This window comes from Ruegeria sp. YTSA144, from assembly GCF_059610125.1.
On record NZ_JBXWNA010000012.1, the window covers coordinates 73,346 to 83,687 of the forward strand.

The 10,342-nt window shown below is 56.4% G+C and carries 9 protein-coding genes; 3 read left to right on the plus strand and 6 right to left on the minus strand.

The window, feature by feature from the left end; all coding sequences use genetic code 11:
• Positions 1–56 precede the first annotated feature (56 nt).
• The 5 genes from AC2FF8_RS18840 to rfbF are packed head-to-tail and all read right to left on the minus strand — an operon-like array spanning position 57 to position 4,420.
• The gene (locus AC2FF8_RS18840) at positions 57–458 is read right to left on the minus strand and encodes a GtrA family protein (RefSeq protein ID WP_170347032.1); all 402 of its coding nucleotides are present in this window, start codon (positions 456–458) and stop codon (positions 57–59) included.
• Positions 455–1,333 carry an NAD-dependent epimerase/dehydratase family protein gene (locus AC2FF8_RS18845; RefSeq protein WP_425080224.1) on the minus strand — a complete coding sequence of 293 codons (879 nt, stop codon included), beginning with the start codon at positions 1,331–1,333 and terminating at the stop codon, positions 455–457. The genes AC2FF8_RS18840 and AC2FF8_RS18845 overlap by 4 nt, the downstream gene beginning before the upstream one ends.
• Entirely contained in the window at positions 1,333–2,574 is a 1,242-nt protein-coding gene (locus AC2FF8_RS18850; protein WP_496873998.1) for a methyltransferase domain-containing protein, read from the minus strand. The genes AC2FF8_RS18845 and AC2FF8_RS18850 overlap by 1 nt, the downstream gene beginning before the upstream one ends.
• Entirely contained in the window at positions 2,571–3,650 is a 1,080-nt protein-coding gene (gene rfbG, locus AC2FF8_RS18855; RefSeq protein ID WP_496873997.1) for a CDP-glucose 4,6-dehydratase, read from the minus strand. The genes AC2FF8_RS18850 and rfbG overlap by 4 nt, the downstream gene beginning before the upstream one ends.
• A complete protein-coding gene (gene rfbF, locus AC2FF8_RS18860; protein ID WP_496873996.1) occupies positions 3,647–4,420 on the minus strand; it encodes a glucose-1-phosphate cytidylyltransferase in 774 nt (257 codons plus the stop codon). Before rfbF ends, rfbG begins: the two co-directional genes overlap by 4 nt.
• 671 nt (positions 4,421–5,091) lie before the next feature.
• On the opposite strand from rfbF, the gene AC2FF8_RS18865 reads away from it, so the two are divergent.
• The 3 genes from AC2FF8_RS18865 (at position 5,092) to AC2FF8_RS18875 (ending at position 9,896) form a co-directional block, all read left to right on the plus strand.
• Positions 5,092–6,579: an NAD(P)/FAD-dependent oxidoreductase gene (locus tag AC2FF8_RS18865; RefSeq protein ID WP_496873995.1), complete on the plus strand. Its 1,488-nt coding sequence runs from the start codon at positions 5,092–5,094 to the stop codon at positions 6,577–6,579.
• Positions 6,580–7,051: 472 nt separating this feature from the next.
• Positions 7,052–9,019 (plus strand): hypothetical protein, encoded by a 1,968-nt coding sequence (locus tag AC2FF8_RS18870; RefSeq protein ID WP_496873994.1) that lies wholly within the window; start codon positions 7,052–7,054, stop codon positions 9,017–9,019.
• A 229-nt stretch (positions 9,020–9,248) separates the two neighbouring features.
• The gene (locus AC2FF8_RS18875; protein WP_496873993.1) at positions 9,249–9,896 is read left to right on the plus strand and encodes an FkbM family methyltransferase; all 648 of its coding nucleotides are present in this window, start codon (positions 9,249–9,251) and stop codon (positions 9,894–9,896) included.
• 37 nt (positions 9,897–9,933) lie between these two features.
• On the opposite strand, the gene AC2FF8_RS18880 is transcribed toward AC2FF8_RS18875, so the two are convergent.
• Positions 9,934–10,342, minus strand: a 409-nt coding sequence (locus AC2FF8_RS18880; protein WP_496880453.1) for a hypothetical protein, incomplete at its 5' end; no start/stop codon positions are given.

The window sequence follows — 10,342 nt, forward strand, 5'->3', positions numbered from 1 at the left end:
CAGATGGACCGGTTACGGATCGAAAGTGTTTATGTCTGTAGTTTTTAGGCATTATATCAGACCTCCTGCTGCCACGGGAAGCGATCGGTCAGCGCCCGGGAAACAAGGATGAATGCCAGAACGGCCGCGGGCAGAACCAGCAGGCCCTGTGCAAGGATCGGATGCAGTCCCGTGCTCAGAAGAGCTTCGAGCGAAAAGGCGTTGAAAACGTAAACCATGACATATGCCAGCAGGTAGAAGGGCAATTTCCTGAACCCTTTGGTGTCGAATACGATCCGGGCGTGGGTCATGAAATTCCACAACACGCCGATCACGAACGAGATCGCAAGAGCCGCCTGTGCGGGCAATCCCGACAGGCTCAGAACCGAAAAAACCGCATACCCGAAGGCCGTATTCACGATGCCGACCAGGGCAAAAAGCATGAAGGATTGCTTGCGTAGAAAAGATGAAGATTTCATACGGCCTCCTCCCTTGACCGAAGACACCGGGCGACTCCGGAAGCAATGTCATATTGTGGCATAAAACCGGTCTCGTCCCGCAACCGGGTTACGTCCGCCGCCAGCCGGGGCGGATCGTCCGCCGCGCGGGCGATGGTGCCCAGGCGGATCAGATCGGGCCGGTGCATCTGGTTTGCCACTTCTGCAATCAGGTCTCGAACCGGGGTCGCCGTTCCGCTGGCGACATTGACCGGGCCGGTCAGATCGCTTTCCAGCACGCGCAGCAAGGCGCGGGCAAGATCATCGACATGCAGGAAATCCCGCTCCTGCCGTCCATCGGTGCAATCAACCGGCCGTCCCGCCCCGAGGTTTGACATCAGATCGCCGAACAGTCGCCCCGGCGGTTCATCCGGCCCGTAGACAAAAAAGATGCGGGCCCATGCCAGGGACAGGCCAAGTGTCTGCTGGCCCGCGCACAGTGCCAGACCGGCCCCGGCCTTGGCCGCCCCATAAAGGGTGCGAGGGCGCAGGGGGCTGGTTTCGACCAGCTCCGGTACCGACCAGTCATATTCGGCACAGCTTCCGGCGCAGATCGCACGCTGGCCGCCTGTATGCGCGAATTCCCGCACCAGATGCAGCGTTGCGGCCATCCAATCCAGATTGGCCCCAGAGGTCCAGCGGTCGCGCGCGCCGTCATGCCAGGCCAGATGCACCAGATGGCTGGCGCGGGCGGCGTCGAGGGCTGTCGTGGTGGCACCGGGGTCCAGCAGATCGCAGGTGATGTCGCTTGCCGGGTTGCGGCCCAGCGTCACCACCTCGTGGCCCGCCTCTGTCAGAGCCGTGGCTGTCGCGCGCCCGATCAATCCGGTTGCGCCCGTCAGCAGAACCCGTGCCATCAGCTGATCCTGATCTCTGGCACGGCGGTCACGAAGCGGGTGCCATGCGCCTTCAGGTCGGACAGCTGATCCGTGACCTCGTCCCGGATGTTCCAGGGCAGGATCAGCACGTAATCCGGCGGCGTCTCGCGCAGGGCTTCGACCCCGTGCACGGGGATATGGCTGCCGGGCAGCAGCGTGTTCTGCTTGGCCGGGTTGCGATCAACGCAGTAGGAAATCAGGTCGGGGCCGATCCCGGCATAGTTCAGCAGCGTGTTGCCCTTGGCGGCGGCACCATAGGCGGCAATGGTGTCCCCCCTGGCATTTGCTTCGCGCAGAAAGGCGAGCAATCCGTCGCGCAGCGCTTCGACCTGAATGGTGAAATTCATATAGCCCTCAGGCCGGTCGAACTGCGCCGCAGCCTCATCCGCGCGGACCTTGGCCAGACCGGGCCCTTCGCGGTGGCTGGCACCCTCAAGGCAGGCGAACACCCGCAGCGAACCGCCATGGGTGGGCAGTTCCTCGACGTCGAAGACACGCAGGCCCGCCTTGGCAAAAATCTTTTCCACCGCCAGCAGCGACAGATAGGAGTAATGTTCGTGATAGATCGTGTCGAACTGCACTTCCCTGATCAGGTTCAGAAGATGCGGGAATTCGACCGTATAGACCGCATCGCCGGTCAGAAGCGTGGCGATCCCGGCGACGAAATCGTTGATGTCAGGCACATGCGCCAGCACATTGGCCGATGCGATCAGCGCCGGAGGTTTCTCGGTCGCGGCCACCTTGAGGGCCAGCGCCTCGCCGAAATAATCGACCAGCGTGCGCACGCCTTTTTCTTCGGCTGCCGCTGCCACGCTGCCCGAAGGTTCGATCCCCAGAACCGGGATGCCTTTCTCGACGAAATACTGCAACAGATACCCGTCATTCGAGGCGATCTCGATCACCAGATCGTCTGGCCCGAGATCCAACCGATTTACCATTTTTTCCACGTAGCCCCGGCAATGGGCCAGCCAGCTGTCCGAGAAGCTGGAGAAATAGGCGTAATCGGTTGAAAATATCTCTTCCGCCGGCACGACATCATCCACCTGAACCAGCCAGCATTCCGTGCAAACACGGGCGTGCAATGGATAGACCGGGTCCGGCGTGTCTGCCTCTGCGGGGTCGACATAGGAATTGGCCAGAGGGGACAGCCCGAGATCGACAAGCGTCATCTCAAGGGCCGCGCCGCAATGGCGGCAGGTGGGATTGGTTGTGCCGGTCATACCTGTCTCATGCTCAGTGTTTCGAATTCAGCAATCTGGGCGTGGCACAGCTCGGTTGCCGGGGTGCCACGGGCCCAGCCCGCATACCAGCCTGCCGTCAGCCTGACGGTATCGTCAAAGCTCAGGACCGGGCGCCAGCCAAGCATTGCACGCGCCTGCGATACATCCAGCCGGAGCATTGTGGCCTCATGCGGGGTGTCTGCCGGGGTATCGATATCGATCCGGCCCTGTCCAAGTGCCTTGATGATCGCCTGGGCCACATCCAGAACCGGACGCTCATCGTCACGTTCGGGGCCAAAATTCCAGCCCGTCGCGAAGGCATCGCTTTGTTCGAGCTTCTGGGCCAGCACCATGTACCCCCTGAGAGGTTCCAGAACATGCTGCCAAGGGCGTATTGCGCCGGGGTGGCGCAATACGACACGCCCTTCATCGCTCAGGCAGCCGCGCACGATATCGGGAACCAAACGGTCTTCGGCCCAATCGCCGCCGCCAATGACGTTGCCTGCGCGTGCGCTGGCAACCCGGGCCGGGTGCGGATCGGCAGCACCCGGCGAATAATAGCTGCGCCGCATTGCTGCGACCGCTATTTCGGTTGCACCTTTCGATGCAGAATAAGGGTCATGCCCGCCCATCGGATCGGTTTCGCGATAGCCCCAGACCTGTTCGACATTCTCATAGGCCTTGTCCGAGGTGGCGACCACCACCGCGCGCAGGTTGGGCGCGGCCCGCAACGCGTCCAAAAGCTGAACCGTGCCCATAACGTTGGTCGCAAAAGTCTCGACCGGCGTGCTATAGGATCGCCGCACCAGCGATTGCGCGGCCAGGTGAAAGACGAATTCAGGATCGGTTTCCGCGATGATCCGGTCCAGGGCCACGCGATCATTCAAGTCACCGATGACCGACCGTATTTTGCTTTGATCCAGCAACGTCCAGAGATTGGGTTTCGTCTCGGGGGAGAGGGCATACCCGGTGACTTTCGCACCTGCCTCGGCCAGCCAGGCAGCCAGCCAGGCGCCTTTGAAGCCGGTATGCCCGGTAACAAGCACCCTGCGTCCAGAAAACGCGCTCGCACTCATTCCCAGATTTTCCACGGTGCGTTGCCTGTGGCCCAGTGCTCTTCCAGTTCCTGACGTTCACGAATGGTGTCCATGGGCTGCCAGAAGCCTTTATGTTCAAAGGCCATCAGCTCGCCATCGCGTGTCAGATTCATTAGGGGGCTGCGTTCCCAAGCGGTATTGTCGCCGTCAATGTAATCGCCCACTTTCGGGGACAGCACGAAAAACCCGCCATTGATCAGCCCACCATCTCCGACGGGTTTCTCGGAGAAATTCAGAACCTGGTTGCTTTGGAGTTCGAGCTGGCCGAAGCGGCGGGGCGGAGGAACTGCCGTGACGGTTGCAAGCTTGCCATGCGCCCGATGAAAATTGATCCCGGCACGAATGTCGACATCACCAACACCGTCGCCATAAGTCAGGCAGAACGCTTCTTCCTCTTTGAGAAGATGCATGACCTGCTTAAGTCGCCCGCCAGTCTGGCTGTCCTCGCCGGTATCGACCAGCGTCACGCGCCACGGTTCCGATTTACTGTTTGCAATCTCAAGCCCGCCATTGGCCAGATCGATCGTGACGTCTGAACTGTGCAGAAAGAAATTCGCGAAGTATTCCTTGATCACGTAACCCTTGTAGCCGAGGCAGACGATGAAATCCGTGATGCCGTGTGCCGCGTAGATTTTCATGATATGCCAGATGATCGGTTTGCCGCCGATCTCGACCATGGGTTTTGGAATCTTGACGGTTTCTTCGCTGAGCCGGGTTCCCAAGCCGCCGGCCAGAATAACACACTTCATAAAATCGCTCCCTCGTTAACAACGAGACTGGCTACCAATACACTCGTCTTAACCCGGATCTGGGCATATGGTCTTTTGCAAACATTCGCACGCATTAGGACGGCAGTGCTGCCACCCTGTCAAGATTCACAAGGCCACGAGTCGTGAGGCGCTGAATTTCCTGATGCTCTGGCGCTCAACCATACACAATGCGGGAAAAGTCACAGCATTGTTGATGCGCGCTTTCGGCCCGCCGATACAGTGAAGGACATCACAGACGCAGCCTGAAAAAAGCGGTCATGGTTCAGGTCAGGCGCCGTGCAAGGGGTGTATGGATCCAATCTATGTTTCGCTTCCGGGCGGGGAGTTTCGGCTGGCTGTGCCAGCCAGCAATCATCATTATGTTTCAGGGCATTGTGGAAAACGCGTGCTGTTTCGGGCGGTGTGAAAGACCGTCGGTTTCGCAAAACCCAAACCGGCTTTCGGTACAGGCGACCCGGTTTGGGTCTGCCATCGATTTGCAGAGAAGGACGCGAGTGCGGTTCGTCAAACGGAATGGTTGATTTTTCTGCACGGAAGGGGTGGAACTTAATACGCAGGAGCCCCGTTTCGGGGGCTGACAGGATTTTGTTGTGAATCTCGGATAACCTCTTGTAGCTTTAGGTCAGTGTTTTGGTATGGGTGTTAGTCATTTGAAAAAAGATATTGTTCCCGTTGTCGTCATTGGTGGTGGTCCTGCAGGGCTGACAGCAGCCTATGAACTTCAGAAACTGAGCGACACACATGTTCCCCGGGTGTTTGAAGCCTCGGATATGGTTGGTGGCATCTCACGAACCGAAACGCACAAAGGTTATCGCTTCGACATTGGCGGGCACCGGTTTTTCACCAAGGTGCGTGAGGTCGAAGAGATGTGGCACGAGGTGATGGGAGATGATTTCATCACCGTGCAACGCCTGAGCCGCATTTTTTACAGAAATAAGTTCTACGATTACCCGCTGCGTATCTTCAATGCCCTTGGCAATATCGGTCCCTACGAGACCTACAAGATCATCGGCAGCTTTGTGAAATGGAAGTTGCGGCCCAAGCCGCAGGAAGACACGTTCGAAGAATGGGTGATCAACCGCTTTGGTGGGCGGCTCTATATGCATTTCTTCCACAGCTACACCAAGAAGGTCTGGGGTATTCCACCGTCGGAAATCCGGGCCGACTGGGCCGCGCAGCGGATCAAGAACCTGTCCCTGCCCAAGGCTGTCTGGAACGCGATTTCGGGGGCCAATGACACCGCCAGCCTGATTGAGGAGTTCCAGTATCCACGCCTGGGCCCCGGCATGATGTGGGAAAAAACCCGCGATCTGATCAAGGAAAAGGGCGGTTCGGTCGAGACCCATTCCGAAGTGATCCAGGTGAACCGTGATGGCAATCGCGTCACCTCGATCGATGTGCGCCACTGGACTGAAGATGGCGAAAAACACACAGAACGGGTGGAAGGCACGGAGTTCGTCAATTCAATGGCCGTTCGTGATCTGATCCATGCGTTTGATCCGCCGCCACCGCCCGAGGTCGTCGAGGCGGCAGACCGTCTGCGGTATCGTGATTTCCTGATCGTGACTCTGATCCTGGATCACGCGGACCCGTTCCCGGACAACTGGATCTACATCCACAGCCCGCAGGTGAAGGTGGGGCGCATCCAGAATTTCCGGGCCTGGTCCGCGGAAATGCTGCCCGATCAGAACACCGCGTCGATCGGGATGGAGTATTTCTGCCAGAAAGGTGACGGGTTGTGGTCGTCAAGTGACGAGGATCTCAGACATCTCGCCAGTGAAGAGCTTGAAAAGCTGGGTCTGGCCAAGGCCAGCGATGTCATCGATCACGCGGTTATCCGGCAGCCCAAGGCCTATCCGGTCTATGACAGTGAATACAAGGACGCCCTGGACACGGTCAGCGGCTGGCTGAAGACGCTGGAAAACTTCCAGACCGTGGGTCGCAATGGTCTGCACCGCTACAACAACCAGGATCATTCCATGCTGTCGGCGATGTATGCCGCGCGCAATATTCTGGGCGAGGATCATGACGTCTGGGATGTCAATGTTGAGCGCTCGTATCACGAAGAGTTTGAAGCCAAGCCCAAGAAAAAGAACCAGACGTCTTCAGACAAACTTAGTAACAGAGCGGCGCTCTGAGCCGGGTTATTGATCATATCAGCGGTTTTTCCGCTGCCAGATAATCGGAGGTGACACTGACCAGGATAGTGCTGGTGATCCGGTACATGCCTGCTCTGATTCACAGATTGGGTACGTCGTGCGATCTTGCACGGCGTACAATTTAAGGCCTGTTTCCGTGCAGGGTGTCATCTGTGTAATCCGAAATTGAAAACAGGCTAGGCTTTTCTTTCTCATTGCTGAGGCCAACTCTGACGCCGAATACTGTACCTGCTCCTTTTGTTTTCAATGGATCGCCAATGCTGCTTAATTTGCCGTATTGATGTCGCATTGTAGGTGTAATTTACTCATCCAGAAGAAACTGACAAAGCAACATGACTTGCATGTTATCAACAAGTTGGTGGTTTAAAGGAACGGTATTCAGCAGGATAACGGGATATCCGCCATCGGTTAATTTTCACCTACTATTTTTAACGAGTTTATATAAGACGTGATGGTATTTCGCCTTTCTTTGCTTCTTATTGTATTGGCCGGTATCTTACTGGCCGGACAGGATATTGCGGCAACATTGTCTGCAAAGGCCGCCTTGGCAGATGGAGCATCCCCTTATTTCGTAGTGGATGACGCACTGTTTCTTTACATCTGGGTTCCATTGGTCACCCTGTCAGCTTCGGCGTTATTTTTGGCTCCGGGGCTGATATTGGCATGGGGTATCCGCGCGCCCGGTGATCGGTTCGAGCATTGGTTGCTCAAAGGGTTTACACTTTCCCTGTTCGGTATTCCCACCATTGCAGCACTGGTTCAGGCTGTCAGTGGCGTGCAGATGACGGAAGCAGCCTTCATCTTGCTGATCCTGCTGCTTTGCGTGCTGGGCCTTTATCTGTTTCAGGCCCGTTCTTTTGAGACAGAGATGTTTCGGGGCAAAGGCTGGGATGTAACCGGCATGATCCTGCTGCCTCTGGCTGTGCTGTTGCTGATGTCTCCGAAATTCTATTGGGAGGTGCTGAATGACGACGGCGCACACAGCTTTCTGAACGCAATGCTGTTTATGACCAAGGGTCTGCCATTCTGGCCTCCGAACTCTGGTACGATCGGAGGGTACCCTAGCCCCAAAATGATGACGGAGACATTCCTGCAATCCGGGTTTATGCGGATATTTGGGCCGTATGAAGTTTCTATTCGCCTTGCCTATCTGCCGGGTATCTCGATCCTGTTCGGGGTTATGCTGGCCTTTGTCCGCCCCACCAAGACACGCAGCAACATGCAGACGGTGTTTGGGTTGGGCATGGCTCTACTTTTGTTTTCTTTCGTGATGGCATTCAACCCATCTTACAATCCGTATTTCGCTGACATTGCTCTGCCTATGGTCCGCGAGCCGATGATCTTGCTCGGAGTACTGGGTTATATCTTGTTTTTCCAAGAGCAGAAGTTTGGCTGGATGGCGATTGTGTCCACGCTGGCCTTGTTTACTGCGCCGAATGGTTTTCTTCTGATCGGTTTTTTCCTGATATCTTATTTCCTTCTAACCCGCCCTTTACCATTCAGACAGGTAACAATCGGGGGGGGAATTGCCGTAGCCATCCTGGTTATGGCATCGCTGTTCGAAATTCTGTTAGACCGGCTGGGGTTGATGGGCTTGTCCACGGAGTTCAATACCAGCAGCATCCTGAACCGCCTGCGTTTCATTACGATCTTTGATACCGGACGGATCCTGTTCTGGTTATTGCCCTGCGGGATTCTGCCCGGTCTGGCCTTGCTGGCCTGGCCTTGGCAGGACAAGTTGTCCAGAGCGCTGACACTCTCCGTCATCGCGTATGTTTTGTTCTTTTATGTGCAGGCTTACCGCATTCTGCCACATCATTTCGTGCCTGCAGCGATCATACCGCTAATCGTATTCTGGCGCCTGCGCCTGGTTCAGGCGGCCCCTACACTGGCGCTTGTAGGCGCACTGGCCGGGCTGGCGGTCAGCGTTTGGATCAGCTGGCCTGAAACGTTGCGCCCCTTTACTTTAACCCGGCATCTGGGCCATCGCATCGCGTTCGAGACCGATGCCGAGCCATTTCCCGATGTGGAGGAAATAGGCACCGTAGAGGGGCTGATCGACGAGGCCTTTCCGCCGATCTGGACACAGGCCGAGCTGGAAAAGCGCTATATGGCCGGGGCGCTGTCCGTTTACGTGTATGCCAGGATAATGACACCGAATGACACTGCGGCAGACTATTTCGTTCGAGCAGTGGATACGCCATTACATGCTGATGAAAGAATAATTGGCGATGCGATCGACGGTCAGGTGTTGGTGACACGGGGCAGTGCGATTTATGAAAGCGATCTGCACAACACCCAGGTGCCGGTCAGTATCGCCCCAGTCTATCGTGTGTCATTTGACATCATTTTCGGACGCGGTGTGCGCGAAACACCGCATCCGGTCTGGGATATCGCAAAGGTTTTGGGACTGAGATAGTCGGTGACTGTGAAACGATGTATTTGCCCGCAAAAAACGACAGTGGGCAGTTAAGTGGAGAACTTTATGAAGCAGAATCTTACCAAGCTGGTCGAAGCATATCCGCTCCTCCAGAAGCCAGCCTATTTTGCGTATATTGGCGTCGTCAGTGCTCGAAATCTAAGTCGCCGCTTCGCGATGAACAATCTTGGTTACCTGCCCAAACGCGTCTCGGACCGGGGGGCAGGATATGTGGGTTATAAACGAAGTTTATAACGGCAAGCGCAAGGGCTTTTTTGTTGAACTTGGCGCGGCTGATGGGTTTTCAGATTCCAACACGTTTGTTCTGGAAAAGCATTATGGCTGGAACGGGCTGCTGATCGAACCGAACCCTGTTAATTACCACCGGATCACTCACTGGCATCACCGCACGGCAACCCCGGTTCCGTTAGCAGTCGACCCCGAGCCCGGTCAACTGGAATTCATGATCGACGGCCAGCGTAGCAGCTTGCTGGTGGATGAGGCCGACAACATGAACGAACGCCGCGCCTCGAAGCTGACCAAGTTTCGGGAAAAAGGCAAAGTCGTTACGGTTGAGGCCGTGCCGCTGGACGAGGTGTTCGATCGCTATAAGGCACCAAAAGACATCGACTATTTCAGCTTGGATGTGGAAGGGTCGGAAACACGAATTCTGCGTGATTTTCCGTTCGACAAATACCGCTTTCTGGCAATGACCATTGAGCGCCCGACGCCGGAACTGAATGAATTGCTGTTTGCCAACGGTTATCACTTTGTACGCAACTCGCTCTACGATACATTCTATGTTCATGAGCGCAATCCGCGTTTCGATCAGGTCGAAAAACTGCCATTTGAACAATTGCCGGCAAAACAGTTCTGATGTTTGACCTCAATGCTCTGCCATGTCACACGGGTCTCTAGCTTCGTGTGACGCGCAGCTTTTGCTTTTGCCCCAGTATGTGATATTCGAACAGGCACCAGACGTAGGTGGTGGCGGAATAGACGTAATAGACCTGATGGTAGAGCAGACACTTGAACGCAAACCACGGCCCGCCATGCCCGGACATGGCGCGCACCAGATCCAGATTGGCGACAAAGGCCGCGGCCAGTAACAGAAGGGGCAGAGGCCAGCTTCCGGGCCAGAACGGCAGGGCCAGAAGCGACAGCAGCAACAGCCCGGCAATTGCGGCCCGTGCCCGCTCGGCCATCGAGGTGTTCAGGTCATCGGTCAGCCCCTCGCGCGAGATCATCAGCCGGGCCCAGGGCAGGGCGCGGCAGAAGATATCCGTGCTCAGGCTGTTGCGGATGGTCCAGACTTTCAGATGT

Bases quoted from the DNA above. Each gene is read 5' to 3' on its own strand.
- AC2FF8_RS18875 (WP_496873993.1), top strand. From the start codon at position 9,249: ATGTGGGTTATAAACGAAGTTTATAACGGCAAGCGCAAGGGCTTTTTT.
- rfbF (WP_496873996.1), bottom strand. From the start codon at position 4,420: ATGAAGTGTGTTATTCTGGCCGGCGGCTTGGGAACCCGGCTCAGCGAA.
- AC2FF8_RS18850 (WP_496873998.1), bottom strand. From the start codon at position 2,574: ATGACCGGCACAACCAATCCCACCTGCCGCCATTGCGGCGCGGCCCTT.
- AC2FF8_RS18845 (WP_425080224.1), bottom strand. From the start codon at position 1,333: ATGGCACGGGTTCTGCTGACGGGCGCAACCGGATTGATCGGGCGCGCG.
- AC2FF8_RS18870 (WP_496873994.1), top strand. From the start codon at position 7,052: ATGGTATTTCGCCTTTCTTTGCTTCTTATTGTATTGGCCGGTATCTTA.
- rfbG (WP_496873997.1), bottom strand. From the start codon at position 3,650: ATGAGTGCGAGCGCGTTTTCTGGACGCAGGGTGCTTGTTACCGGGCAT.
- AC2FF8_RS18840 (WP_170347032.1), bottom strand. From the start codon at position 458: ATGAAATCTTCATCTTTTCTACGCAAGCAATCCTTCATGCTTTTTGCC.